The sequence below is a fragment of the Ancylobacter tetraedralis genome (assembly GCF_014195655.1).
GTDB lineage: Bacteria > Pseudomonadota > Alphaproteobacteria > Rhizobiales > Xanthobacteraceae > Ancylobacter > Ancylobacter tetraedralis.
In genome coordinates this window covers 254,506-279,802 of the sequence record NZ_JACICD010000004.1, presented here as the reverse complement: position 1 = coordinate 279,802, position 25,297 = coordinate 254,506, and the positions used below count along the sequence as shown (strand labels likewise).

Annotated in this window: 28 protein-coding genes; 19 read left to right on the top strand and 9 right to left on the bottom strand. The window is 68.0% G+C overall.

Translation table 11 applies throughout. The features are described 5' to 3' along the window. Window positions 1-65 precede the first annotated feature (65 nt). The 7 genes from FHS55_RS12380 to FHS55_RS12350 all read left to right on the top strand — a co-directional run bounded on the left by FHS55_RS12380 (window position 66) and on the right by FHS55_RS12350 (window position 5,476). A complete protein-coding gene (locus FHS55_RS12380) occupies window positions 66-1,682 on the top strand; it encodes a regulator (protein WP_183190057.1) in 1,617 nt (538 codons plus the stop codon). A gap of 119 nt (window positions 1,683-1,801) precedes the next feature. Next, on the top strand, window positions 1,802-2,155 hold the full coding sequence (locus FHS55_RS12375) for a cupin domain-containing protein (RefSeq protein WP_183190056.1): 354 nt from the start codon (window positions 1,802-1,804) through the stop codon (window positions 2,153-2,155). Window positions 2,156-2,277: 122 nt separating this feature from the next. Then, window positions 2,278-2,832 (top strand): hypothetical protein, encoded by a 555-nt coding sequence (locus FHS55_RS12370; protein ID WP_183190055.1) that lies wholly within the window; start codon window positions 2,278-2,280, stop codon window positions 2,830-2,832. Window positions 2,833-2,834: 2 nt separating this feature from the next. Next, the gene (locus FHS55_RS12365; protein WP_246340137.1) at window positions 2,835-3,518 is read left to right on the top strand and encodes a ribonuclease T2 family protein; all 684 of its coding nucleotides are present in this window, start codon (window positions 2,835-2,837) and stop codon (window positions 3,516-3,518) included. Between the two features lie 55 nt (window positions 3,519-3,573). After that, window positions 3,574-4,449, top strand: coding sequence for a 23S rRNA (adenine(2030)-N(6))-methyltransferase RlmJ (locus tag FHS55_RS12360; protein ID WP_183190053.1), 876 nt, complete (start codon window positions 3,574-3,576; stop codon window positions 4,447-4,449). 99 nt (window positions 4,450-4,548) lie between these two features. Further along, entirely contained in the window at window positions 4,549-4,764 is a 216-nt protein-coding gene (locus FHS55_RS12355; RefSeq protein ID WP_183190052.1) for a cold-shock protein, read from the top strand. A 103-nt stretch (window positions 4,765-4,867) separates the two neighbouring features. Continuing rightward, window positions 4,868-5,476, top strand: coding sequence for a glutathione S-transferase family protein (locus FHS55_RS12350; RefSeq protein ID WP_183190051.1), 609 nt, complete (start codon window positions 4,868-4,870; stop codon window positions 5,474-5,476). Between the two features lie 127 nt (window positions 5,477-5,603). Here FHS55_RS12350 and FHS55_RS12345 read toward each other — a convergent pair whose 3' ends face one another. Both FHS55_RS12345 and FHS55_RS12340 read right to left on the bottom strand, forming a co-directional pair. Continuing rightward, the gene (locus tag FHS55_RS12345) at window positions 5,604-6,248 is read right to left on the bottom strand and encodes an outer membrane protein (protein ID WP_183190050.1); all 645 of its coding nucleotides are present in this window, start codon (window positions 6,246-6,248) and stop codon (window positions 5,604-5,606) included. Window positions 6,249-6,646: 398 nt separating this feature from the next. Further along, window positions 6,647-7,258: an outer membrane protein gene (locus FHS55_RS12340; protein ID WP_183190049.1), complete on the bottom strand. Its 612-nt coding sequence runs from the start codon at window positions 7,256-7,258 to the stop codon at window positions 6,647-6,649. A gap of 326 nt (window positions 7,259-7,584) precedes the next feature. Here FHS55_RS12340 and FHS55_RS12335 point away from each other — a divergent pair, with 326 nt between their 5' ends. Continuing rightward, window positions 7,585-8,367 (top strand): SDR family oxidoreductase, encoded by a 783-nt coding sequence (locus FHS55_RS12335; protein ID WP_183190048.1) that lies wholly within the window; start codon window positions 7,585-7,587, stop codon window positions 8,365-8,367. 14 nt (window positions 8,368-8,381) lie between these two features. Here FHS55_RS12335 and FHS55_RS12330 read toward each other — a convergent pair whose 3' ends face one another. Then, entirely contained in the window at window positions 8,382-9,386 is a 1,005-nt protein-coding gene (locus tag FHS55_RS12330) for a DMT family transporter (RefSeq protein WP_183190047.1), read from the bottom strand. Between the two features lie 312 nt (window positions 9,387-9,698). On the opposite strand from FHS55_RS12330, the gene uvrC reads away from it, so the two are divergent. The 4 genes from uvrC to FHS55_RS12310 all read left to right on the top strand — a co-directional run bounded on the left by uvrC (window position 9,699) and on the right by FHS55_RS12310 (window position 13,381). Beyond that, window positions 9,699-11,813 (top strand): excinuclease ABC subunit UvrC, encoded by a 2,115-nt coding sequence (gene uvrC / locus FHS55_RS12325; protein WP_183190046.1) that lies wholly within the window; start codon window positions 9,699-9,701, stop codon window positions 11,811-11,813. A 183-nt stretch (window positions 11,814-11,996) separates the two neighbouring features. Then, window positions 11,997-12,590: a CDP-diacylglycerol--glycerol-3-phosphate 3-phosphatidyltransferase gene (pgsA, locus tag FHS55_RS12320; protein WP_183190293.1), complete on the top strand. Its 594-nt coding sequence runs from the start codon at window positions 11,997-11,999 to the stop codon at window positions 12,588-12,590. After that, on the top strand, window positions 12,587-12,838 hold the full coding sequence (gene moaD, locus FHS55_RS12315) for a molybdopterin converting factor subunit 1 (RefSeq protein ID WP_183190045.1): 252 nt from the start codon (window positions 12,587-12,589) through the stop codon (window positions 12,836-12,838). The genes pgsA and moaD overlap by 4 nt, the downstream gene beginning before the upstream one ends. 84 nt (window positions 12,839-12,922) lie before the next feature. Next, window positions 12,923-13,381: a molybdenum cofactor biosynthesis protein MoaE gene (locus FHS55_RS12310; protein ID WP_183190044.1), complete on the top strand. Its 459-nt coding sequence runs from the start codon at window positions 12,923-12,925 to the stop codon at window positions 13,379-13,381. 84 nt (window positions 13,382-13,465) lie between these two features. On the opposite strand, the gene FHS55_RS12305 is transcribed toward FHS55_RS12310, so the two are convergent. Then, window positions 13,466-14,353 (bottom strand): branched-chain amino acid aminotransferase, encoded by an 888-nt coding sequence (locus FHS55_RS12305; protein ID WP_183190043.1) that lies wholly within the window; start codon window positions 14,351-14,353, stop codon window positions 13,466-13,468. A 249-nt stretch (window positions 14,354-14,602) separates the two neighbouring features. On the opposite strand from FHS55_RS12305, the gene FHS55_RS12300 reads away from it, so the two are divergent. The 3 genes from FHS55_RS12300 to FHS55_RS12290 are packed head-to-tail and all read left to right on the top strand — an operon-like array spanning window position 14,603 to window position 17,391. Beyond that, complete coding sequence (locus tag FHS55_RS12300; RefSeq protein WP_183190042.1) at window positions 14,603-15,253, top strand: MarR family winged helix-turn-helix transcriptional regulator; 651 nt, start codon at window positions 14,603-14,605, stop codon at window positions 15,251-15,253. 12 nt (window positions 15,254-15,265) lie between these two features. Beyond that, a complete protein-coding gene (locus FHS55_RS12295; RefSeq protein WP_183190041.1) occupies window positions 15,266-15,991 on the top strand; it encodes a response regulator in 726 nt (241 codons plus the stop codon). Continuing rightward, window positions 15,988-17,391, top strand: coding sequence for an ATP-binding protein (locus FHS55_RS12290; protein WP_425485808.1), 1,404 nt, complete (start codon window positions 15,988-15,990; stop codon window positions 17,389-17,391). Before FHS55_RS12295 ends, FHS55_RS12290 begins: the two co-directional genes overlap by 4 nt. 51 nt (window positions 17,392-17,442) lie before the next feature. On the opposite strand, the gene FHS55_RS12285 is transcribed toward FHS55_RS12290, so the two are convergent. The 5 genes from FHS55_RS12285 to FHS55_RS12265 all read right to left on the bottom strand — a co-directional run bounded on the left by FHS55_RS12285 (window position 17,443) and on the right by FHS55_RS12265 (window position 20,960). Beyond that, a complete protein-coding gene (locus tag FHS55_RS12285) occupies window positions 17,443-17,796 on the bottom strand; it encodes a tRNA-binding protein (RefSeq protein ID WP_183190040.1) in 354 nt (117 codons plus the stop codon). Between the two features lie 27 nt (window positions 17,797-17,823). Next, on the bottom strand, window positions 17,824-18,621 hold the full coding sequence (locus FHS55_RS12280; protein ID WP_246340086.1) for a TetR/AcrR family transcriptional regulator: 798 nt from the start codon (window positions 18,619-18,621) through the stop codon (window positions 17,824-17,826). Window positions 18,622-18,760: 139 nt separating this feature from the next. Next, window positions 18,761-19,585: a pyrroline-5-carboxylate reductase gene (gene proC / locus FHS55_RS12275; protein ID WP_183190039.1), complete on the bottom strand. Its 825-nt coding sequence runs from the start codon at window positions 19,583-19,585 to the stop codon at window positions 18,761-18,763. Window positions 19,586-19,957: 372 nt separating this feature from the next. Then, window positions 19,958-20,455, bottom strand: coding sequence for a type III secretion system chaperone family protein (locus FHS55_RS12270; RefSeq protein WP_183190038.1), 498 nt, complete (start codon window positions 20,453-20,455; stop codon window positions 19,958-19,960). A gap of 238 nt (window positions 20,456-20,693) precedes the next feature. Continuing rightward, complete coding sequence (locus tag FHS55_RS12265; RefSeq protein WP_183190037.1) at window positions 20,694-20,960, bottom strand: accessory factor UbiK family protein; 267 nt, start codon at window positions 20,958-20,960, stop codon at window positions 20,694-20,696. A gap of 237 nt (window positions 20,961-21,197) precedes the next feature. Here FHS55_RS12265 and lgt point away from each other — a divergent pair, with 237 nt between their 5' ends. The 4 genes from lgt to FHS55_RS12245 all read left to right on the top strand — a co-directional run bounded on the left by lgt (window position 21,198) and on the right by FHS55_RS12245 (window position 25,258). After that, window positions 21,198-22,064: a prolipoprotein diacylglyceryl transferase gene (lgt, locus tag FHS55_RS12260; RefSeq protein WP_183190036.1), complete on the top strand. Its 867-nt coding sequence runs from the start codon at window positions 21,198-21,200 to the stop codon at window positions 22,062-22,064. Then, window positions 22,061-23,176, top strand: coding sequence for a class I SAM-dependent methyltransferase (locus FHS55_RS12255; protein WP_183190035.1), 1,116 nt, complete (start codon window positions 22,061-22,063; stop codon window positions 23,174-23,176). The genes lgt and FHS55_RS12255 overlap by 4 nt, the downstream gene beginning before the upstream one ends. Continuing rightward, window positions 23,166-23,927 carry a peptidoglycan editing factor PgeF gene (gene pgeF, locus FHS55_RS12250; RefSeq protein WP_183190034.1) on the top strand — a complete coding sequence of 254 codons (762 nt, stop codon included), beginning with the start codon at window positions 23,166-23,168 and terminating at the stop codon, window positions 23,925-23,927. Before FHS55_RS12255 ends, pgeF begins: the two co-directional genes overlap by 11 nt. A 179-nt stretch (window positions 23,928-24,106) precedes the next feature. Next, window positions 24,107-25,258 carry a M24 family metallopeptidase gene (locus FHS55_RS12245; RefSeq protein WP_183190033.1) on the top strand — a complete coding sequence of 384 codons (1,152 nt, stop codon included), beginning with the start codon at window positions 24,107-24,109 and terminating at the stop codon, window positions 25,256-25,258. The last annotated feature ends 39 nt before the right edge of the window (window positions 25,259-25,297 follow it).

Sequence of the window (25,297 nt, the reverse complement as noted above, 5' to 3'; positions counted from 1 at the left end):
CGCCGATCCAACCGTTTCCGCTCGCGCCCTCACGCTCGACACCATTTTCAAAGGGGATGAAGTCCATGTCCGCCAGTGAGATGATCCCAATTTCACCTTCCCGAATCGGCATGCGGCCGACCCTGTGGACCCGGGGTGACTGGAATGCCCTGTTCGGCTTCGGCACCAACATTCTCGTCAACATGCTGGTGCTCACCGGCCTGCTGCAATTCGTGCTGAAGATGCCGCCGGAGATCGTGTTCGGCCGCATCCTGCCGGCGGTCGGGCTGATGATGTTCCTGTCCACCAGCTATTATGCCTGGCTTGGCTACCAGCTGGCCAAGAAGACCGGCCGCGACGACGTCTGCGCCCTGCCCTCGGGCATTTCGGTGCCGCACATGTTCGTCGTCACCTTCGTCATCATGCTGCCGATCGGGGCTGCCACGGGCGACCCCATCCAGGGCTGGGAAGCCGGCCTGGTCTGGGTGTTCTTCCAGAGCTTCATCCTCATGATCGGCGGCTTTGTCGCCCCGTGGATCCGCCGCATCACCCCGCGCGCGGCGCTGCTCGGCACGCTGGCGGGCGTGTCCATCGCCTTCATCGCCATGCGCCCGGCCTTCGAGATCTTCACCACGCCGGTCATCGGCCTCACCTGCTTCGCCATCATCATGGTGAGCTGGTTTGGCGGCGTGAAATACCCGAAGGGCATTCCCGCCGGGCTGGTGGCCATCGCGGTGGGCATGATCATCGCCTGGGGCTCCACCGCGCTCGGCCTCAACTATGGCGGCATGAGCGTCGACAAGGTCGGCGCGGCCTTCTCCAGCTTCGGCTTTTCCGTCCCGCTACCGGCTGTGGATCACGTGTTCCACGGCTTCAAATATCTCGGCGTCATCCTCGTCACCGCCATCCCCTTCGGCATCTACGACCTGGTCGAGGCGATGGACAATGTGGAGAGCGCCGAAGCGGCGGGCGACCATTACCCCACGACCCGCGTGCTGACCGCCGACGGCGTGGTGAGCCTCATCGGCTGCCTGATGGGCAACCCCTTCATCAACGCGGTCTATATCGGCCACCCCGGCTGGAAATCCATGGGCGGGCGCATCGGCTATTCCGTCGCCACCGGCCTGATGGTGATCGTGCTCTCCTGGTTCGGCATCATCGCGCTGCTGCTGGCGCTGATCCCGGTCGTCGCGATCTCGCCCATCCTGCTCTATATCGGCATGCTCATCGGCGCGCAGGCGTTCCAGACCACGCCGAGCAAGCACGCACCCGCCATCGTGCTGGCGCTGTCGCCGCACCTGGCCGCCTGGGCCAAGCTGCTCATCGACAATTCGCTCGCCGTGGCCGGCACCTCGGCCGCCGCGCTCGGCCTTGACAAGCTTGGGGCTGTCGGTGTGCTTTACCATGGACTTGAGGTAATGGGGGGTGGTGCCATCCTGGTCGGGCTGGTGCTGGGCGCGATTGCCGTGTTCGTCGTGGAACGCCAGTTCGTACAGGCCTCGGCATTTGCGCTGGCCGGCGCGGTGCTGACGTTCTTCGGCTTCATGCACGGGGAAACCGTGGGCTTCGCTGTCACGCCCGGTGTATCCGTGGCCTATCTCATCGTCGCCGGGTTCCTGTTCGTGTGCTCCCGCATGGAGGTGACGGCATCGGCGCCGGTGGAGACCCTGCCGGAGGGAGCCCAGCCGGCCCCTGCGGAATAAGCCTTCCGCTTCGTTGATCCGGGGGCGGATCGAAGCGGCTTGAGACGGCGCGGCGCATCGCACAGGATGGCCGCGCCGCTCTTGTTCCATCCCCCGCCCTTCTGCCGGCCGAGGTTCGCATGTCCTTCCTGCTGCGTTTTACCCCTGAGACCCTCGGCGAGCCGGAGGAGACGGCACCGCCGGCCGACCGCATCGTCGCGGGCGATCCACGCCACCTCACCTGGAATGCCGAGACCCTACCGGACGGCGCGCTGTTTGCCGGCGTCTGGGAATCGTCGCCCGGTGCCTGGCGAGTGGACTATGAGGAATGGGAATTCTGCACTCTCACGTCCGGAGTCACGATCCTGCGCGAGGACGGCGAGCCGCCGGTGACGCTGAACGCGGGCGACAGCTTTGTGATACGGCCGGGCTTCAAGGGCGTGTGGGAAGTCGTCGAGACCACGCGCAAATTATACGTCATTCGGCTGATCTGACCTCGGCGTGTCGGAATGCAGCTTCTCGGCGATTGCAGATTATCTGAAGGTGTGTCCTTGCCGTTATTGACCGCTTGACGCGGGCGACGCATCTTCGCGGCAAAGGGCTTGGGAGACGTAGGATGCGTGCTGAACGGAACGAAGCGACTGGTCTGCTGCGTAAGGTCGTGACGGGCGCGGCGGCCGTTGCCATGCTGGCTTCGTCCCTGGCCTCGGCGCAGGCGGCCAATTTCTTTGAAAAGAACTTCTGGCTGTCGGGGCCCAATTATAGCGGCAAGGTGCCGGCCTGCGATCTGCCGGCCGCCATCTCCGAGATTCGCGGCCGCTTCGCCACCACCGAATCGCGCTTCTGGAACTCGTCGCTGAAGATCGACAGCTTCGACCATGTGCGCGAGATCGCGTTCCGGCCGTGGGGCGAGGAATACATTCCCCGCCGCTATTGCTCGGCCGAGGTCGTCATTTCCGGTACCGAAGGCCCGGTGCCTCACGCCCCCGCCCAGTATAATGGCGGCAAGGCGGCCGGCAGCACCATGGTCCATCCGGCGCGCCACACCATCTATTATTCGCTGATCGAGGATGGCGGCTTCCAGAGCTTCTCCTGGGGCGTGGAATGGTGCGTCGAGGGCTTCGACCGCTCGTGGACCTACGCGCCGAACTGCCGCATGGCGCAGCCGTGAGGCTGGCCCGCGGCGGGCATTTCCGGCTCGTCGCATATCTGCGGGCTACAGGTCTGCTGGTCGCATGTCTGCTGGCCGGCGGCCCGGCTTTCGCGCAGACACGCGGGGAGCCCGGCCGGTTCGATCATTACGTGCTGTCGCTGTCCTGGTCTCCGACCTATTGCGAAATGCGCGGCGACAAGGCCGAGCCGGCCCAGTGTGCCCGCACGCGCCCCTTCGCCTTCGTCGTGCATGGCCTCTGGCCGCAATATGAGCGCGGCTGGCCGGAATCCTGCCAGTCGCCGGCGCCCTTTGTGCCGGAGCCCGTGCTGCGCGGCATGCTCGACATCATGCCGAGCCGCGCCCTCGTGCTGCACGAATGGCGCAAGCACGGCACCTGCGCGGGCGTGGACCCCACGGCCTATTTCGCCACCGTGCGCGAGGCCTATGCCAAGGTGACGATTCCCGAACCGTTCCGGCGGCTGGACGCGTATCGCACCGTCTCGCCGGACGAGGTGGAGGGCGCCTTCCGCGCCGCCAATCCGGGACTGGCCGCCGACATGATAGCGGTGCAGTGCCACAGCCGCCGCCTCACCGAGGTGCGCATCTGCCTCACCGCACAACTCGATTTCACACCCTGCGCCGAGGTCGACCGGCAGGCCTGCCGCACCGCGCGCATGGTGATGCCGCCAACGCGCGGCGGCTGAGAATCGCGAGCGCCGGCTCGCTTGGCCCGGTGACGATCCCCACGAACGAGTGCCGATGAATTACCGCCACGCCTTCCATGCCGGCAATTTCGCCGATGTCGTCAAGCATGTCGTGCTCGTGCGCATCCTCGCCTATCTCGCGAAGAAGGAGGCGCCGTTCCGCGTGCTGGATACCCATGCCGGCGCCGGGCTCTACGACCTCCACGGCGAGGAAGCCCAGCGCACCGGCGAATGGGAGGGCGGCATCGGCGCCGTGCTCGCGGCCGAGTTTCCGCCCGCCGTCGCCACCTTGCTGGAGCCCTGGCTGGCGGCGGTGCGCGCGGTCAACCCGGCGGCGGCGGACGACGTCACGCTGGCGGGCGCGCTCCGCCGCTATCCCGGCTCTCCGCTCATCGCCCAGGCGCTGGCGCGGCCGCAGGACCGGCTGATCTTCTGCGAGACGGTCGAGGGGGTGCGGGCGGCGCTTGCCGAATCGGTCGGCCGTGACGGCCGCGCCAAGGTGCTGGCGACCGATGGCTGGCAGGCCTTGCAAGCCTATCTGCCGCCGAAGGAGCGGCGCGGCGTGGTGCTGATCGACCCGCCCTTCGAGCAGCCCGGCGAATTCCAGCGCATGGCCGAGGGCCTGATCGAGGCGCATCGGCGCTGGGCGACCGGCATCTATGTGCTGTGGTACCCGATCAAGGACGTGCGCGCCGTCGATGCGTTCCGCCGCGAGATCGAGCGGGCCCGCATTCCCAAAACGCTCAACGTGCAGTTCGACCTGAGGGCCGTACGTCAGATCGACGCCATGTCGGGTTGCGGGCTGATCGTCGTCAACCCGCCCTTCACCCTCGCGGAGGAGTTGCGCACCGCGCTCAGTGCCCTGACGCGGGTGCTGGCGACCGATGGCGAGGGCCGCCTGCGCATGGGCTGGCTCACACCGGAGCGTTGAATCCGCTTTCGAACTCCGGCATCGGTCTTGCTTGCTCCTGCTCCCACAGGATCCCAGCGGACGGGGACGCAACCGTCCGGGGGTTTGAGGGAGAGGCGCATGGCGACGACGGGTACCATTAAATTCTTCAACACGGAAAAGGGTTACGGCTTCATTCGTCCCGATGATGGCGGGCGCGACGTGTTCGTCCATGTCTCCGCGGTCACGCGTTCGGGGCTCGGCACGCTGGCCGAGGGCGAGCGGGTGAGCTTCGAGATGGAACCCGACAAGCGCGGCAAGGGACCGAAGGCAATCGACCTGCAGCGGGCCGACTGATAAGTCCCTCCGTGAAGCTGGAACATTCCGTTCCCGCCGGGATCGACCGCCGGACCGCGTTGTGGCGCGCCTTGGCGTGCGCCCATCGCCAGCGATATTTCCGATGCAGCTTCGTTCGTCTCCCGCCTCGCCGTTCGGTCGCAAGGCCAAGATCGCCGCCGTCCTGTGCGGCATCCATCTCGACATCGAGCCCGCCAACACCGTCGACCCCTCCGATTCGGTGCGCCTCCAGAACCCGCTCGGCAAGATCCCCGTGCTGGTGCGGGCGGATGGCGCGCCGCTGTTCGATTCGCGCGTGATCGTCGAATATCTCGACGCGCAGGCTGGCGGGGGTTGCCTCATCCCGTCGTCCGGCGCGCCGCGCTTCGATGTGCTGGTGGCCCAGGCGCTCGCCGACGGGCTGATGGATGCCGCGCTGCTGCAGGTTTACGAGACGCGCTTCCGGGCCGAGGAGGCGCGCAGCGACGCGTGGATCGACAATCAGGCGGGAAAGGTGGCGCGGGCCCTACGGGCCTTCGAAGCCGCCCCGCCGGTGCCCGGGCATGTGAGCGCGGTGGCGAATATCGGCGAGATCGCGCTTGCCTGCGCGCTTGGCTATCTCGACCTGCGCTTCCACGGCGTGTGGCGCGAGGACCATCCGGCGCTGGTGGCCTGGCTGGACGCGTTTGCCGCACGCGTGCCTTCTTTCGAGGCAACCCGACCGACGGCCTGAATCGGCGCCCGCCCTTAGGAGCGAGTGTCCGATTTTCGGGGCACCCGCGGGAGAAAAGCGAAAGGCCCCGGACGTCGCCGTCCGGGGCCTTTCCGTATCAGACCGATGGCCGTCGCCGGCCGGCGGATCAGAACTTGTAGTTGACGCCGGCGCGAACGATGTTCGCGGTCAGGCCGGCGTTGGCGCCGATGCTGTTGTAGTAATCGTCGCCGAGATCCATGTAGAGATACTCGGCCTTGACGGTCCAGTTGTTGGTGAGGGCGTACTCGACGCCGCCGCCGACGGTCCAGCCGGTGAGGTTCTGGCTGTCCGAGAAGCCCGTGAGCTGATCGGTCAGCTTGCTGTGGCCATAGGCGAAACCACCGGTGAAGTACGGCAGGATGTGGTCGAAGGCATAACCGATACGGCCACGGACCGTACCGAAATAGTCCATCTTCGACTCGTAGCCCCAACGGGAGGCGCTGACATCGCCACCCTGGAGGTCGGCTTCGATACCGATGACGACGTTGTTGTCGAACTGGTAGTTCACGCCAACCTGGCCACCGCCGACGAACCCGTCGGGATCGAGGCCGAGATTGGAGGCGGCAGCGTTGCCCGAACCCCAGGCGCCGCCGAGATTGCCGCCGATATAGAAGCCGGTCCACGAGAAGACCGGCTCGGCGACCACCATCGGGGCCTTGGTGGGATAGGGCTTCGCCAGGTCGGCGGCGAAGGCAGGCACCGCAACGAGGAGGGCGGCGACGGCAACGCCCGAGCTGATGATCTTCTTCATGGATACTCTCCGAGCAACTGCAAGCGAGAACTCAATTCAAGTTCGAGAAATGAGATAGGCAGGCAGCTGGGCATGTCGAGGGCTGGATTGAGGCGGAATTCGGCATCAGGGCGGTGCAATCGGCCCTCACTCAATCGTGAGGAGCATAGGCAAAGCATTGCAACGGCTGATTCACGGGAGGTAATTTCGCTAGTCATAACCTCAGTCAACCCGCAACAGTTCCGCCATATTCGGAATCCGATTGCCGTGAGCTGTTGCCAAATGACAACAAAATCCGGCTTGAAAACCCCGATCCGCCAGTATTCGCTGGGGTCGCGGGGAAGCCGAGCCCCCCACCGCCCTGCCCCGGCGGGTCGCCAGAGCGCCGGAAAGGCGCCTGGCGCCGCCGAATCCGCCGGTCAGAAGTGGTAGTTCACGCCGGCCCGCACGATATTGGCCGTCGCGCCCACATCCACCGGGCCGACCACGCTGGTGTAGGTCTGCTTGTTGAGGTCGACATAGAGATACTCGGCCTTCACGCTCCAGTTCGGGTTGATCGCGTATTCGCCGCCGGCGCCGATCGTCCAGCCCGTATGGGTCTGGTCGTTGGAAAGATAGGCCAGTTCATAGGTGCCGCCGCCATAGGCGAAGCCGGCCGTGCCATAGAGCAGGAACTGGTCGAGGGCGACGCCGGCGCGGGCGCGCACCGTGCCGAAATAGTCGAGTTCGAACGTGCGGCTGCCGATATTGGCGCCCTGAAGATCGGTTTCCAGGCCGAGCACCAGCGAATTGAACTGCCAGTTGTAGCCGGCCTGGAAGCCGCCCGAGAAACCGTTGAGGTCCTTCGAGGTGTTGGCGTCGCCCCAGCCATAGCCGGCATTGGCACCGAGATAGAAACCCTGCCAGGTGAAGGCGGGCGCCGGGGCGGCATAGGCATAGTTGTTGGGCGCGCGATAACTGAGATCCGCGGCGGCGGCGGGGGTGGCCAGCAGGGCCACGAACCCCAGTCCTGCGATGATTTTGGTGTTCATTTTCGTCTCCTGCATCAGGCGGCGGCGCCTCTCTCTGTCGGTCGGCCCCGGCTCGCCATCCGGTAACGGTGACGATCTCATAAATCCATGCAGCGAAACTCCGACCCCCGGGAAAGGATACGTTATGCTTAACTATCGGTTTACGGCACCGTAAGGGGCTGTAATACTTTCAAGATCGATCGTCTCCGCGCCAATTCCGTGCAGAATACAGTGCCCTCGCGCACGCACTCGTGTTCGTGTTAAGTCAGACATCAACACTGCCGGTTGCGCCGGGCAACATCTCGCGCATAACCGTCGCCAGGACGTATTCCTTGAGGCAAGGTCGCATGAATGACGGAGCTGCTCCCTCGCCCTCCCTTCGCCCGGTGGCTCTCGTCACCGGCGGCGGCATCCGCATCGGGCGCGCGATCTGCCTGACGCTGGCGACGGCCGGCTACGACGTCGTCATCCATGCCCGCCATGCGGACGAGGCAGCGCAGACCTGCCTTGAGGCCGCCATGGCCGTCGGCGCGCGGGCCGCCATCGTCACCGGGGACCTCGCGGACAGCGTGGCTGTCGCCGCGCTCATGCCGGCCGCCGCGGCCGCGCTGGGCCCGGTCAGCCTTCTCGTCAACAATGCCTCGGAATTCCATCCGGACGGCCTGGGCGCGCTCGATATCGCCCGTTGGGACCGGCATTTCGCGGTCAATCTGCGCGCGCCGGTGTTCCTGGCCGAGGCTTTCGCCGGGCAGCTTCCCGCGGACAGGCGCGGCGCGATCGTCAACCTGATCGACCAGCGGGTGCTGAAGCCGACACCGGCCTTCCTCTCCTACAGCCTCACCAAGAACGCGCTGTGGGCGGCCACAGGAATGATGGCGCAGGCGCTGGCACCGCGCATTCGCGTCAACGCGGTGGCCCCCGGCCCGACGCTGGCCAATCTGCGGCAGAGCGCGGACGATTTCAGCCGGCAGAGCGCATCCGTCCCGCTCGGGCGCGGCCCGACGCCGGAGGAGATCGCCGACGCCGTGCTGTTCCTCGCCCGCGCCGAGAGTGTCACCGGGCAGATGATCGCGGTGGATGGCGGCCAGCACCTCGCCTGGCAGACGGCGGATGCGCTGACGCCGGAATAACCCCGGCCGATCGCTCAGCGCCGCCGGCTGTCGCTGAGGGTGAACCAGCCGATGCTGGCCAGCACCAGTCCCGCGCCCGCAAGCTCGACCATGGAGGCCGCCTCGCCCAGCACGAGGAACGCCAGCATCATCGTGGCCACCGGGCTCACCGTGCTGATCATCGAATTGGCCTGCGCGGAAATGCGCTTGAGCGCCGCGTTCATCAGGAAGCTCGGCAGCACCGTGGCGCCGATCGCGATCATCAGCCCCAGCGCCAGCATGTGCCGCGACACCAGCAGCGAATCGAGCGGACGCAGCAGCGAGAACTGCCCGATGGCGAGCACCGAGGCCGAGATCATGGCGATGCAGGTGAACAGCGCCGAGCCGATATGGTTGAGCAGCCGGCGCGCCATCAGCTGGTAGAGCGCGAAGCTGATCGCACACACGCTGACGAGGCTCGCCCCGCGCGCGACGTCCGCGCCGATCGTCGCCAGCCCTTCCGCGAAGATCAAAGCGAGGCCGGCATAGGCCACCGCGAAGGTCCACAGTACCTTCAGCCGGACCGGCTGGCGGAACAGCAGCGCCCCGAACAGCACCACATAGAGCGGGTAGGTGAACAGGATCAGCCGCTCGAACGAGGCGGAGATATAGTGCAGGCCAAGGAAGTCGACATAGCTGGAGAACCAGTAGCCCAGCGCGCCGACGCCGGCCGACTGCAGCACGACCCGGGTCGTCGGCAGGGCTTCGCCCCGCATGCGCAGCCCGCGCAGTGCGAACGCCCCGATCACCAGGTAGAACGGCAGCGAGAACGCCATGCGCAGCGCGAGCAACGTCTCGGCATCGATGCCCTCGCCATAGGCGAGCTTGATGATGATGCCCTTGGAGGCGAACAAGATCGCCCCCGCCGCGCCGAGCGCATAGCCGGCGAGCGGCAGCCCCTCCGCAGGCACGGGGGCAGCTGCGTGGAGAACGGCCGGCGCGGCGGACGATGCCTCGGCAACCGACGCGCCGGGGGTGGCCGGCTCGGGAACGCTGGACATGGAAATGTAGACCTCGTGGTCGAGGCAGGCGGGCGGCACCCTGGATCGGAAGAACCGGCGGCGCGCATCCCGCGTGCCGGTGGCAGACCGATCGGTCGCGATCAGTCGTCCCGCCGGACGCCCGGGGCGCCGGTAAGCAGAAGGACGAGATGACGGTGCGCGCGATCGCTCATGATGCGCCCGCTTAGCACGCGCCGCGCCGGCGCCGCAACGCTGCCCATGCGTCACCTCTGCACAGGACCGCCGCGTCGCGACGCCATCCGTTGCCCGCCCCCTGTTGTACAGGCCCCCGAATCCTTATGTTGCGCGCGTATGAGCCGACATCCCACACAAGCGACCGATCTCGACCCCGATCTCGACGACGCCGACGAATTCGCCGGCGCGGAGACCGAGGACGAGCTGCTGCTCGTTGCCGAGGAGAGCGAGGAGATCGAGCCCGCCGCCGGCACCGTCGCGCTGGGCCGGGCGGCGATCCTGCGCGCGCTCAAGCACGCGCCAAACGGCCCGGGCGTGTATCGCATGATCGGCTCGGACGGCAGCGTGCTCTATGTCGGCAAGGCCAAGAGCATCAAGCGCCGCATCGTCGCCTATACGCGGCCGACCGGGCTCACCGCCCGCATCATGCGCATGGTGGCGGGCACCGCCGAGATGGAATTCGTCTCCACCGGCACGGAGACCGAGGCGCTTCTGCTGGAAGCCAACCTCATCAAGCAGTTGCGCCCCCGCTTCAACGTGCTGCTGCGCGACGACAAGTCGTTTCCCTATATCCTCATCACCCGCGACCATGGCGCCCCGCAGATCACCAAGCATCGCGGCGCGCGCAACCGGCCGGGCGACTATTACGGGCCCTTCGCCTCGGTCTGGGCCGTAAACCGCACCATCAACGCGCTGCAGAAGGCGTTCCTGGTGCGCTCCTGCTCGGACTCGTTCTACGAGGCGCGCACCCGCCCCTGCCTCCTGTTCCAGATCAAGCGCTGCGCCGGCCCCTGCACCGGCGAGGTGAGCCACGCCGACTATGGCGAATATGTCCGCGAGGCGCGCGAGTTCCTGTCCGGCAAGAGCCGGGTGGTGAAGGAGCAGCTTGCCCGCGAGATGGAATCCGCTGCCGAGGAGCTGGAATTCGAGCGCGCCGCCGTGCTGCGCGATCGCCTCGCCGCACTTTCCGCCGTGCAGGGCACGCAAGGGATCAATCCGCGCGGCGTGGAAGAGGCGGACGTGTTCGCCATCCACCAGGAAGGCGGGGCGACCTGCGTGCAGGTGTTCTTCTTCCGCACCGGGCAGAACTGGGGCAACCACGCGCTCTACCCGCGCGCCGACCGTTCGCTGGAGCCCGGCGAGGTGCTGGAATCCTTCCTCGCCCAGTTCTACGAGGACAAGCCCTGCCCCCGCCTCGTCCTGCTCAGCCATGACATCGCCGAGCGCGAATTGCTGGAGGAGGCGCTGGCCACCCGCGCCGGGCATCGGGTGGAGATCGCCACGCCCCGGCGCGGCGAGAAGCGCGAACTTGTCGAGCACGCCTTGCAGAACGCCCGCGAGGCGCTCGGCCGCAAGCTGGCCGAGAGCGCCAGCCAGGCCCGGCTGCTGGACGAGCTGGCCCGTGCCTTCTCCCTGCCGGCAAGCCCGAAGCGCATCGAGGTCTATGACAACAGCCACATCATGGGCACCAACGCGGTGGGCGGCATGATCGTGGCCGGGCCGGAAGGCTTCGCCAAGAGCCAGTACCGCAAGTTCAACATCAAGTCGGCCGACCTCACCCCCGGTGACGATTACGGCATGATGCGCGAAGTGCTGACCCGTCGCTTCTCCCGCCTGCTGAAGGAAGCGCCCCGCGATACTTCCCCTCTCCCCGACGGGGAGAGGTCGACGGAGCAGCCGGCGGGTGAGGGGGAGGCATCGCCCTCCACCCTCCCCTCGCCCCAGCCCTCTCCCCGTCGGGCAGAGGGAGACGAGGACGCTTCCGCCGCCAACACCGCGTGGCCGGACCTCGTGCTGATCGACGGCGGCCCGGGGCAGCTCAAGGCGACGGCGGAGACGCTGGCCGCGCTCGGCATCAAGGACGTGCCGCTGGTCGGCGTCGCCAAGGGCCCGGACCGGGATGCCGGCCGCGAGACCTTCCATGTCGAGGGACGCGAGCCGTTCCGGCTGGAAGCACGCGACCCCGTGCTCTATTTCATCCAGCGCCTGCGCGACGAGGCGCACCGTTTCGCCATCGGTTCGCATCGCGCGCGGCGCAAGAAGGACATCACCCAGGCCGGGCTGCAGGAAATTCCCGGCATCGGGCCGACCCGCAAGCGCGCGCTACTGCGCCATTTCGGCACGCTCAAGGCGATTGAGCGCGCCTCGCTGGCCGATCTCGAAGGCGTGCCCGGCGTCAACGCGGCGACGGCGCGGGCGGTTTACGATTTCTTTCACGCACGGTCGGGATAGTTCGGCCATGGGCCATGGCCATGCGATGGTCACAGCCCGCGCGCATCATGCATTGTTGAGAGTGACCGGGATGAGATTGCGGCGGACGAGATTGACGCGAACCTGCCGCGTGATTACGTCCGTCGTGTGGGAGACGGACAAGCCATGGCCGATGTCGCGAGCAGCCAGCAGGAGCCGGGCAAGATGAGCCGCGGTCACGCCTTTTCGCTGCCAAATATCCTCACCTATGGCCGCTGCGTCGCGGTGCCGCTAGTGGCCGGCTGCCTGTTCTGGGCCGACATCCTCGAAGGCGGGCTGTGGCTGCGCTGGCTGGCGCTGGTGCTCTACATCGTCGCCGCCATCACGGACTTCTTCGACGGCTATCTCGCCCGCGCCTGGCAGCAGCAATCGGCCATCGGCCGCATGCTGGACCCCATCGCGGACAAGCTGCTGGTCTCCACGTCGCTGCTCATGCTGGCCTCGGACGGCACCATTCGCGGCTGGTCGCTCTGGGCGGCCGTGGTCATCCTCTGCCGAGAGATCCTGGTCTCGGGCCTGCGCGAATTTCTCGCGGAACTGCGCGTGAGCGTGCCGGTGACGCAGCTCGCCAAATGGAAGACCACCGCGCAGCTGGTGGCGGTCGGCGTGCTACTGGCGGGCCCGGCGGCGGACAAGCTGGTGCCGGGCATCACGCTGGGCGGCATCGTGCTTTTGTGGATCGCCGCCGTGCTCACGCTCTATACCGGGTGGGATTATTTCCGCGCCGGCGCGCGGCACCTGATCGGGGACGGCCGGTGAAGATTCTCTATTTTGCCTGGGTGCGCGAGCGTATCGGGCTGGAGGCCGAGGAGGTCGATCCGCCGGCTTCCGTGCGCACCGTGGCCGACCTCGCGGCCTTCCTGAAAGAGCGCGGCGAAGGCTATGCCCATGCCTTCGAGAACCCCAGCGTGGTGCGCGCCGCGCTCGACCGCACCCACGCAAGGCCGGATACCCCGCTCGGCGCGGCGCGCGAAGTGGCGTTTTTCCCGCCCATGACGGGCGGCTAGAGCCATTCCGGTGAACGCCGGTTCGCCCGAATGGCTCTGCCAATTTGTCTCAACGCGTTTTCTTCGCTCGAACAGGAGGACGGCATGTTCACCGTCCGCATTCAGGCTGGCCAATTCGACGCCGCCGCGGAGATTGCCGCGCTGGCGCAAGGCCGCACCGATATCGGCGCGGTCGTCACCTTCACCGGCCTGTGCCGCGACGACATCGCACCCGGCGGCGCGCGGCTGGTGGCGCTGACGCTGGAACATTATCCCGGCATGGCGGAGGAGGAAATCGCCCGGCTCGTCGAGGAGGCCCGCACGCGCTGGCCGCTGACCGGCGCCACCGTCATCCACCGCTTCGGCCGGATGATCCCCGGCGACAATATCGTGCTGGTCGTCACGGCTTCGTCGCACCGTACCGCCGCCTTCGAGGCCGCCGAATTCCTCATGGACTGGCTGAAGACCCGCGCGCCGTTCTGGAAGCTGGAAGAGCGCGAGGCCGCCCGCAGCTGGGTCGCCGCCAAGGACACGGACGATACGGCGGCGGGACGGTGGGGGTGAGCCACCCGCTCCGGATCATCACGAGGAACAGCAAAATGCCGGCCCGAAGGCCGGCATTTTCATGTCGTCGATCTGGAAACAGCCTCAGGCCGCCGCCTTCTTGGGCTGCACCTCGGCCGTGTAGTCGTCGAACAGCTGCTTGGTCACCGGGCCGGGCTGGTAGTGGCGGCCGGCGATCTCGGAGACCGGCGTCACCTCGGCGGCAGTGCCGGTGATGAAGCACTCGTCGAAGCTCTCCAGCTCCTCCGGCAGGATCGCGCGCTCATGCACGGCGATGCCGCGGCGCTTGGCCAGCTCGATCACCGTCTTGCGGGTGATGCCATTGAGGAAGGCATCGGCCTCCGGCGTGTGCAATTCGCCGTTCTTCGCGAAGAAGATGTTGGCGCCGGTGCATTCCGCCACGCGGCCGCGCCAGTCCAGCATCAGCGCGTCGGCATAACCTTCGCGCTCGGCGGCATGCTTGGAGATGGTGCAGATCATGTACAGGCCCGCCGCCTTCGAGGTCGAGGGCGCGGTCAGCGGATCGGGGCGGCGATATTTCGCCTGCCCGATGCGGATGCCCTTCAGCCGCTCGGCCGGGTCGAAATAGCTCGGCCATTCCCACGCCGCGATGGCCAGGTGGATCTGGTTGTGCTGCGCCGAGACACCCATCATGTCCGAGCCGCGCCACGCCACCGGGCGCAGATAGGCATCGGAAAGGTTCTGCCGCGCCAGCAGCTCGCGGCAGGCCGCGTTGATCTCGGCCTCGTCATAGGGAATCTCGAAGTCGAGCAGCCGGGCGCTTTCCTTGAGGCGCGCCGTGTGGTCCTCGAGCTTGAAAATCTCGCCGCCATAGGCGCGCTCGCCCTCGAATACGCAGCTGCCATAATGCAGCCCGTGGGTCAGCACATGGACCTGGGCATCCTGCCACGGCACGAAGGCGCCGTCATACCAGATCCAGCCCGTGCGTTTGTCGAAAGGCTCGCTTGCCATGGGTCAGTCTCCCAAACGGGCCGCCCACGCCCATGGAGACGCCGCGGCCCTCACATCTGTCAGCCTGGTGGCTTCGCTGCCGCTGCGAGAGCGCAATGCTTTGCCTCGCGGCCGAAGTCCCGTTATCGTTCGCCACCCCCGGAAGGGGCGGCTAATCTATCCCGTTCCGAAGCGGATCGCACGGCTGAACCGAACGATCCTTTCGTTGAACGGGACATCTGGGTAACGATCATAACGAAAAAAGTCAACATGGCTGACATAAATGTCTCGGCATCCTCCCGCCCCGCCAAGGGCGATCCCGGCGTCCCCGCCCGTTCCGGCGGCTTGGGCGAAGGGGATCCGCTGGTCGATGTGATCGAGCTTTTCTTCTTCGCCTACAGGAACTTCGTCAGTGATCCCGATGAGATCTTGCAAGGCATCGGCTTCGGCCGCGCGCATCACCGGGTGCTGCATTTCGTCAATCGCCACCCTGGTATGCGCGTGACGGACCTGCTCGACATCCTGCGCATCACCAAACAGAGCCTGGGCCGGGTGCTGCGCGAGCTGGTCGACCAGGGCTTCATCGACAGCCGCGCCGGCGCGTCCGACCGCCGCCAGCGGCTGCTCCATCTCACGCCGAAGGGCGAGGCGCTGGCGCAGCAATTCGTCACCCTGCAGTCGCACCGCATCCGCCGGGCGCTGGAAGAGTGCGGTCCCGACTCGCGCGAGACGGCGCGCCGCTTTCTTGTCGCCATGATCGACCCGGAAGATCGCGGCCCGGTGGAAAAGCTCATCGCCCGCGCCGACCAGCAGGCGGAAGCGAAAACCTCCGGCGCATCGGGCAAGGCCTCGCCTCCGGCGGGCGGGAGCCTGGGTGCGACGGGCAACCGGCCCGCGCCCCTCGTGCGGCCGGCTGGCTGAGGAGACCGCAACATGCTGAACGCCACCCCGGACGAGGTCGCCCGCGCCATGCCGGCCGATGACGCCGTCCACCTGCTGATCGTCGACGACGACCGGCGCATCCGCGATCTGCTCTCGCGCTTCCTCAGCGAGCACGGCTACCGCGTCAGCACGGCCGAATCGGCGGCCGACGCCCGCGCGCGGATCGGCGGCATCGCCTTCGACCTGCTCATCCTCGACGTGATGATGCCGGGCGAAAGCGGCTTCGACCTCGCCCGCGCGGTGCGCGCGGAATCAGGCGTGCCGATCCTCATGCTCACCGCGCGCTCCGACGCCGCGGACCGCATCGAGGGGCTGGAAATCGGTGCCGACGACTATCTCGCCAAGCCGTTCGAGCCGCGCGAATTGCTGCTGCGCATCGGCAATATCATCAAGCGCGCCGCCACCCCGACGCAGCAGGTGATCGAGACCCTGCGCTTCGGGCCGTTCACCTTCCATATCGAGCGCGGCGAACTCATCCGCGAGGGCGAAATCGTGCGCCTCACCGATCGCGAGCGCGACATGCTGCGCGTGCTGGGCGAGCGGCCGGGCGACACCGTGCCGCGGCAGGCGCTGGTCGCCCCCGGCGCCGCCGCCGGCGACCGCGCGGTCGACGTGCAGGTCAACCGCCTGCGCCGAAAGATCGAGCGCGACCCCGCCAATCCCGCCTATGTGCAGACCGTACGCGGCGTCGGCTACCGGCTGGTCGTCGCGCCTTGAGCCTGCTCGACACCCATATGGTGGGCGCCGCCCGGGAGCGGCTGAAGCTGACCCAGGCGCGCATGCGCGAGAACAATGCCCGCTTCGGTGCATGGTTCAACCGCATCATGCCGAAAGGGCTCTATGCCCGCTCGCTCATCATCATCGTCACGCCGATGGTGATCCTGCAATCGGTGCTCGCCTTCGTCTTCATGGAGAGGCACTACAATACCGTGACGCGTCGGCTCTCGGCGGCGGTGTCGCAGGACATCACGGCCATTGCCGATCTGGCGGTCAGCTTCCCCACGCCGGAGGACCAGGAGCGCATCCGGCAGATCGCCCAGACCACGATGGGGCTGACGGTCGATTTCCAGCCCGGCGAGCGCCTGCCCCCGCCGGGCACCAAGCCGTTCTTCTCCATCCTCGATTCCGCCTTCACGGGCGAGTTGGGCAAGCGGCTCGGCCGCCCGTTCTGGACCGACACGGTGGGCCGCTCCAACCTCATCGAGGTGCGGGTGCAGTTGGACGGCACGGTGATGCGGGTCTTTGCCCGGCGCAGCCAGGCCTATCTCTCCAACTCGCACATCTTCCTGGTGTGGATGGTGGGCACCTCGCTGGTGCTGCTCGGCGTCGCCATCGTGTTCCTGCGCAACCAGATCAAGCCGATCGAGGCGCTGGCGGACGCGGCCATCGCCTTCGGCAAGGGGCGCGACGTCTCCGGCTTCCGCCCGCGCGGCGCGCGCGAGGTGCGCGGCGCGGCGCTCGCCTTCCTCGAGATGCGCCGGCGCATCGAACGGCAGATCGAGCAGCGCACCACCATGCTGGCGGGCGTCAGCCACGACATGCGCACCATCCTCACCCGCTTCAAGCTGGAGCTGGCGCTGATGGGCGACACGCCCGACACCGAGGCGCTGCGCAAGGATGTGGACGAGCTGCAGAGCATGCTCGAGGCCTATCTCGCCTTCGCCCGCGACGACACCGGCGAGGCGCCGGTCGTGGCCGACATTGCCCGCATCGTCGACGATACGCGCTTCAACGCCGAGCGCCACGGCGCGAAGGTGACGGCGAGCTTCACCGGCGACCCCATGGTGATGATCCGTGCCGATGCGTTCCGCCGCTGCCTCGCCAATCTTGCCGCCAATGCGTGGCGGCACGGCACGCGGATGGAGATCACCGGCACGCGCGACGACCGCTGGCTCATCGTGACGGTAGATGATGACGGCCCGGGCATTCCGGCCGCCAAGCGCGAGGACGTGTTCCGCCCCTTCGTGCGGCTGGACGACGCGCGCAACCAGGATGCCGGTGGTTCCGGCCTCGGCCTCACCATCGCCCGCGATGCCGCCCGCTCGCATGGCGGCGACGTGTCGTTGAGCGACAGCCCGCTGGGCGGGCTGCGGGCCATGGTGCGCATCCCGGTGTGATGGCGCGGCCGTTCCTCTCCCCCGCGGGGATAAGGCGAACCGGCACCCGGCTCAGAACAGCCGCGCCCCGTTGGGCACCTCGCGGTCGGGCTTGAACAGCACCACCGCGCCATCCGCGTCGGGAAAGCCGAGGGTGAGAACTTCGGACATCATCGGGCCGATCTGGCGCGGCGGAAAATTCACCACCGCCGCCACCTGCCGGCCGACCAGATCCTCCGGCGCGTAATGCACGGTGATCTGCGCCGAACTCTTGCGGCAGCCGATATGCGGGCCGAAATCGATCACCAGCTTGATCGCCGGCTTGCGCGCCTCCGGAAAGGGCTCGGCCTGGATGATGGTGCCGACCCGGATGTCGACTTTCAGGAAATCGGCGAAAGAAATCGGCTCCAGCGGCGCCAGGCTCACGGCAGGCTACTCCCTTGATGGTTCAACTCAGGCGGCGGCGGGCGTTTCCGATGAGGGCGGCGGCGCACTGGAGCGACGCCCGCGCCGGCCCCCCGTCGCCAGGCCGACCGCGCCTTCGAGAAGGCCGAGCGCGCGCTCGCCCTTGGCCAGTTCGCGATCGAGTGCAGCCATGGTGGGGGCAAGGCCCGGATCCTCATCGCGCAGATAGGTCTGCAGCACCCGGGCAAAGACCAGCGCCAGCCCCTGCGCGCGCACCGCGCCCTTGAGGCCGGCCGTGTCGATCTTTGCCGCCGCCAGCATCCATTGCTGCGAGCGCACCGCCAGCCGGTTCAGCGCCAGCGCGAAGAACGGGTTGCGCCGGGCGGATTCGGCGAGCGAGCGCAGCGCCGGGCGATGCGGGGCCAGCACGTCGAGCCGGCGCATCAGCACGTCGAACAGCCGGTCGCGCGCCGGCTGGTCCGCCATGTCGTCCGTGGGCCCTGCGAGCACCTTCGCATCGGTGTCGCGCACGAAGGCGGCCAGCAGGTCGAAGGTCGAGCCGAAGGCGCCGCGCAGCTCCGCCAGCGAGAGTCCCGCCTCCGTCGCCACATCGCCGAGGCCGATGCGCTCGAACGGGCGATGCGCCAGCACGGCGAGAAAGCCGGCCAGCGCCTTGTCCCGCAGCGCCTGCACGGAAGAGGGACCAACGGCTGCCGGGCTCTCGGAGGGGGGCGTGTCCGCCGGCGTCGGCGTCGCGGACGGACCGGCGGGTGCCGCCTCGCTCGCCGCCGAGGATGGCGCGGCGACCTTCGCCGCTTTCGTCGTCGTTCCGGAAGAGCGTGCCATGAAGACCTCCTGACCTGAACGTTGCCCGTCTGCTCAATCTAGGGCCGGCGGGGCGTGAGGAGAAGATCATCCCCCGCACGCGCCGGCCTTGACCCCTCGCAATTGGTCGTGACATCCGGGCCGGATGGGCCGGCGCCGTTCAGCCCGCCAGTTCGCGCGAGCGCCGCGCCGCCGCCTGCACGGCCTCGTCCAGCAGCGGCCCGAAGCCCTTCGCCTCGTCCATCAGCACCGCCAGCGCCGCCGCCGTGGTGCCGTTCGGCGACGTGACGTTGCGGCGCAGCTGCGCCGGATCGATGCCCGATCGCGCGATCAATTCGCCGGCGCCCGACACCGTCGCCCGCGCCAGCCGGTCCGCCATGTCGACCGGCAGGCCGGCCTTGGCGCCCGCCGCCGCCAGTGCTTCCGCCAGCAGGAACACATAAGCCGGGCCCGAGCCCGAGACGGCGGTCGCGACATCGATCAGCGCCTCGTCCTCGACCCATTCGACGCCGCCGGTCGCGCGCAGCAGGCTGTCGGCGATGGCGAGTTGCTGAGGCGTCACCGCCGCGTTCGGCACCGCCACGGTCACGCCGCGCCCGATGGCTGCCGGCGTGTTGGGGATGGAGCGCACCACCGCCGTGCCCGGCTCGAAGGCGGATTCGAGAAAACCGAGCGTGCGCCCGGCCATGACGGAGACGATCAGCGTCTGCGGCCCCGCCAGCGGCGCCACCTTGGCCAGCACCTCCGGCGCCACCTGCGGCTTGACCGCCAGCAGCATCACCGCCGGGGGGCCGCCATTGAGCGGGTTGAGTGCGACGCCGCGCGCCTCGATCATCGCCGCGACCTCGGGCGGCGGGCCGGGATCGAGCACCGCCGCGCGCGCCGGATCGAGCCCCAGCGCCAGCCAGCCCTCCAGCATCGCGCCGCCCATCTTGCCGGCGCCGACCAGCAGCACACGCCCGGGAATGTCGGAAAGTGAAGCCATGATAGAACTCTGAATCTCAGACTTGGGAGAACGGCACGGCGACAATGTCGTCGCGCAGGGGCAGCATAGCGTGTGCCGGAACGGCGTGTCCGGCCTCGCGTGAGGCATCCACCACTTTGGCGCACACGGATCGCGACTCAGGCATCCGGTCCCGCCGCATTCTCCGCCGGACAGGAATGTCGCCGCCTTTCCGGGAACCCGCATCCCGAACAGCCACAGGCGGATCCGCAACGACAGGGCACGCGGATCGTAGCCCCCTCCCGAAAGCGCCAGCCCAGCCCAGGGCCGCGCGCGGGCCGGGATGACAGGCGTGCGCGGAGGCAGTGACGCCGCTCGCCGCACCTCCTCGCGAAACGCCGCACAGGCGCGCCCTCACGCCTCGCCGACGGTCTCGAACAGCGTGGCGTCCATCGCCTCGCGGGCGGACTTGCCGGCCCAGACGACGAACTGGAACGCGGGGAAATAGCGCTCCACCGCCTCGATGGCGCATTCCATCAGCACCTCGCACTGCCGATCGGTGGCCTCGGCGCCGGCCAGCAGCAGCGCGTGGCGGAACATGATCACGCCCTCCTTCGACCACAGGTCGAAATGGCCGATCCACATCTGCTCGTTGATCAGCGAGAGCAGGCGCAGCACCTCGGTCTTGCGCTTTTCCGGCACCTTGAGATCGAAGGCGCAGGCGATATGCAGCGCCTCCACCTCGTCCATCCACTGGAAGGAGACGTGGCAATCGGTCCAGCGGCCTTCGATCGAAAGGGTGATCTCGTCATCCGCCGAACGTTCGAACGACCACTCGTTGAGCGCGGCCATGCGTTCGATGAGATCGAGGGGATTGAGGCGGGTATCGGCTTCGAAATCGGTATAGGTCATGCAAGACCTCGCGAGGATGGCACGCACGCAGTCGAATGCACGCAGCGCCTAAGGCCAATGCGGCGAGGGCTCAGGGCGAGCGTCTTGCCGTGATCGACATTATCGCGCTGGATTCGTACCTCGCTACGACGGCTGGCCGCAGGCTCCGGCGCGGAGCCCATGAAGGAAAGTGTCGGGATTCGCCGCGCTGCCGCAAGCACCGATATGCGGCCGCGCGGCCGCGTCCACAGGGGCGGCCTCAACCGAGCGAGTCAGGCGGGTTAAGCCTGGCCTCGAGCGCCGCGATGCGGGCTTCCAACCGTTCGTTTTCCTCGCGCGCGGTGGCGGCGAGTTCCTTGACGGTCTCGAATTCCTCGCGCGTGACCACGTCGAGCTCGCGCAGCACGCGCTCGGCCTGCGCGCGCATCACGTTCTCCGCTTCGCGGCGCACGCCGGTGGCGACGCCGGCCGCGTCGTTCATCAGACGGGCGAAATCATCGAAGATGCGGCTGGTGGTCTGGGTCATGATGGTCTCCCGGCAGGATCGTTCACGCTAGCAACGCTTTGCGGGCAGAATGGGGCGGCATGCTGCGGTGCGCAAGGGTGCCACGGAGTTTGATGCGCGGGCCGCGTGTGCTTTTCCCGCCTTGATCCCGTCACGCGGGACAGGCAAGAGCAGCCGGCACCACACGTCCGAAACGCTGGCCGACGCCGCGCCGCCGCTTTTTCGTCCCGCTCCCTCCGACCCCCCATTGCCCGCGCCATGCTGCTCCTCGGCCCGCCACTTCTCGCCCCGCCGCTCTTCGCCCTGACCTTTCCCCAGATCGATCCGATCCTGATCGAGCTCGGCCCGTTCGCGATCCGCTGGTACGCGCTGGCTTATGTCACCGGCCTGCTGTTCGGCTGGTGGATGGCCAAGCGGCTGTGTGCGTCCCCCGCGCTGTGGGGCGGCAAGTCGCCCATCGCGCCGGAGGAATTCGACGACGCGGTGGTGTGGATCGCCTTTGGCGTCATCCTCGGCGGGCGCATCGGCTATGTGCTGTTCTACAACCTGCCCTATTACGCGGCCCATCCGCTGGAGGCGCTGACCGTCTGGCACGGCGGCATGGCCTTCCACGGCGGCTTCCTCGGCTCCATCCTCGCGATGTACCTGTTCGCGCGCCGGCGCGGGCTCTCCTTCATGTCGATGCTCGACATCGCCGCCACCGTGGTGCCGGTCGGGCTGTTCCTCGGCCGGCTGGCCAATTTCATCAACGGCGAATTGTGGGGCCGCCCCTCCGATGTGCCGTGGGCCATGGTCTTCCCCCATGCCGGCCCGCTCGCCCGCCATCCGAGCCAGCTCTACGAGGCGGGGCTGGAGGGATTGACCATCTTCGCGATCCTGATGATCGCGGTGCGCGCGGGGGCGCTGGCCCGGCCGGGCCTCGTGGCCGGCATCTTCGTGTTTCTCTATGGCTGCGCGCGCATCTTCGTCGAATTCTTCCGCGAGCCGGACGCGCAGCTCGGCTATCTCGCGGGCGGCTTCGTCACAATGGGCATGGTGCTTTCGCTCCCGATGCTCGCCGTGGGCGCCTGGCTGGTGCTGCGCGCCCGCCGCCGGCCGAAGCTGAATGCGGTGAGCCCGGCATGACGGCGCTGCGCGCGGAGATCGCCCGCCGCATCGCGCAGGACGGGCCGATCACCGTCGCCGACTACATGGAACTGTGCCTGTTCCACCCGCGCCACGGCTATTACACCACGCGCGAGCCCTTCGGCGCCTCCGGCGACTTCGTCACCGCGCCGGAAATCAGCCAGATGTTCGGCGAGTTGCTCGGCCTGTGGGCGGCCGATAGCTGGATGCGGCTCGGCTCGCCCCCCGCCTTCGTGCTCGCCGAGCTTGGCCCCGGGCGCGGCACCATGATGGCGGACATGCTGCGCGCCACGCGCGTGGTCCCCGGCTTTCATGCCGCCGCCCGGATCCATCTGGTGGAAGCCTCCCCGCGCCTGCGGGAGAGGCAGGCGGCGGCGCTGACCGGCCATCGCGTGGACTGGGCCGGTGCGTTCGAGGATCTGCCTGACGGCCCGCTGATCCTGCTCGCCAACGAATTCGTCGACGCCCTGCCGATCCGCCAGTTCGTGCGTACACCGCAGGGTATCGCCGAGCGTATGGTGGGGCTGGATGCGGAAGGCGCCCTCGCCTTCGGCCTGCGCCCCGGCGCGCGGCTGGACCAGTGGGCGCAGGCGCGGCTGCGCGCGGCATCGCCCGGCGCCCTGCTGGAGATCTGCCCCGCCGGCCTCACCCTGGCCGAACGGCTCGGCGCGCGGCTGGCAACGGGTGGGGGAGCCGCGCTGTTCATCGATTATGGCTATGCGGGCGGCTTCGGCGACACGCTGCAGGCCCTGCGCGCCCACGCGAGCGACGATGTGCTGGCCCATCCGGGCGAGGCGGACATCACCGCCCATGTCGATTTCTCGGCTCTCGCCCGCGCCGCCACCGGCATGGGTGCGCGCGCCTTCGGCCCCATCGGACAGGGCGCGCTGCTGGCGCGGCTCGGCATCGAGGCACGGGCCGCCCGGCTGATGCGCGACGCGGATGAGCCGACCCGCGCCACGATCGAGGCCGCGCGCCGCCGCCTCACCGCGACCGGCGATACGGAAATGGGAACCCTCTTCAAGGCGCTCGCTCTCGTGCATCCTGCTCTCGGCGTCGTCGCCGGATTCGCACCGGGCGAGGCATTCGGGGAACTGCCGCATGAAGGTTGAATCCAACGCGCTCAAGGCCCTTCCGGGCATCCGACACGCCTTCTTCACCCGCGAAGGCGGCGTGTCCGAGGGCATCTATGCCGGGCTGAACGGGGGCACCGGTTCGCGCGACGACCAGGAGCGCGTCGCCGAAAATCGCGCGCGCATGGCCGCGGCGCTCGGTGTGCCGGACGGGCACCTCCTCACCGCCTGGCAGGTTCATTCGCCCGATTGCGTCGTCGTCTCCACCCCATGGGCGGAGCGGCCCAAGGCGGATGCGGTGGCGACAAACACGCCGGGCATCGCCGCCGGTGTCTCCATCGCCGATTGCGGGCCGGTGCTGTTCGCCGATGCGCAGGCGCGCGTGGTCGGCGCCGCCCATGCCGGCTGGAAGGGCGCGGTCGGCGGCATTCTCGACGCCACCCTCACCCGCATGGAGGAACTGGGCGCCCGGCGCGAGAACGTGGTGGCCGCCATCGGCCCGCTCATCCGCCAGCCGAGCTATGAGGTCGGCCCCGACTTCATCGCCAAGCTGATCGGGCTGGACGCGACCAACGAGCGCTTCCTCGTGCCGTCCGGGCGCACCGATCACGCCCGGTTCGACCTGCCCGGCTATATCAGGGCCCGGCTCAAAGCGCTCGGCGTCGGCACGATCGACGATCTCGGCCTCGATACCTATGCGGACGAGGCGCGCTTCTACAGCTATCGCCGCGCCACCCATCGCAATGAGCCCGATTACGGCCGGCTGATCGCCGCCATCACCCTGGTCTGAAGGGCGGACGGCCTCACTCGTCCCTCTCCCCGTCGGGGCGAGGTGGCCCGCAAAGCGGGTCGGTAAGGGGTGACACGGCGGCGGGAGCCCCCTCACCTCACCCCTCTTCCCCCGGTGGAGAGGGGCAAAGCGCGTCGCGTAGACGTGAGAACCCTGATCGACACGCGAAGGATCTGGCCATGGCCCTGCACTTCACCGCCCCGGAATTCGCCCGCCGCAAGCAGCGCCTGCTCGCCGAGCTGGCCGCACGCAAACTCGATGGCCTGCTGATGTTCCAGCAGGAATCCATGTACTGGCTTACCGGCTATGACACGTTCGGCTTCTGCTTCTTCCAGTCGCTCTGGCTCGGGGCGGATGGGCGGATGGCGCTGCTCACACGCTCGGCGGACCTGCGGCAGGCGCAGCACACCTCGCTGATCGAGGATATCCGCATCTGGACCGACCGGGCCGACGCCACGCCGCAGGAGCAGCTGCGCGCCATGGTGGCGGATCTCGGCGGCGCCGGCGGGCGCATCGGCGTGGAATATGAGAGCTACGGCCTCACCGCCGCCAGCGGCAAGAAGCTCGATGCGGCCTTTGACGGCTTTGCCACGCTGGAGGATGCCTCCCGCCTCGTGGATCACCTGCGCGTGGTGAAATCGCCGGCCGAGATCCTCTATGTGCGACAGGCCGGCAAGCTGGCGCTGGCCGCGCGCGATGCCGCAATCGCCGCCATCGCTCCCGGCATCGACGAGGGCGAGGTGCTCGCCGCCATGCAGGGCGCCGTGTTCAAGGGCGGCGGCGACTATCCCGCCAACGAGTTCATCATCGGCTCGGGCACCGACGCGCTGCTGTGCCGCTACAAGTCCGGCCGCCGCGTGCTGGAGAGCGAGGACCAGATCACGCTCGAATGGGCCGGCACCTATCGCCACTACCATGCCGCGATGATGGAGACGGTGGTGGTCGGCCCGCCGCGCGATCGTCATCTCGAACTGTTCGCCGCCGCGAAGCAGGCGATGGAGGCCTGCGCCCACGCGCTGGTGCCCGGCAAGACCGCCGGCGACGTGTTCGCGGCCCATGCCCATGTGATGGACGGGCACGGCCTTTCAAGTCATCGCCTCGCCGCCTGCGGCTATTCGCTGGGCGCCAAGTTCACCCCCTCCTGGATGGACCCGCCGATGTTCTATGCGGACAATCCCTGGGTTCTGGAGGCGGGCATGGTGATGTTCGCCCACATGATCCTGATGGACAGCGAAACCGACACCGCCATGTGCCTGGGACGCACTTTCCTAATCGGCGTTAACGCTAACGAGTGCCTAACGGATGCCCCTCTGGACCTAATCGTTAATTAGTTTTAACCATTTCCCCGGACCGCCGACGACGGCTGCGAA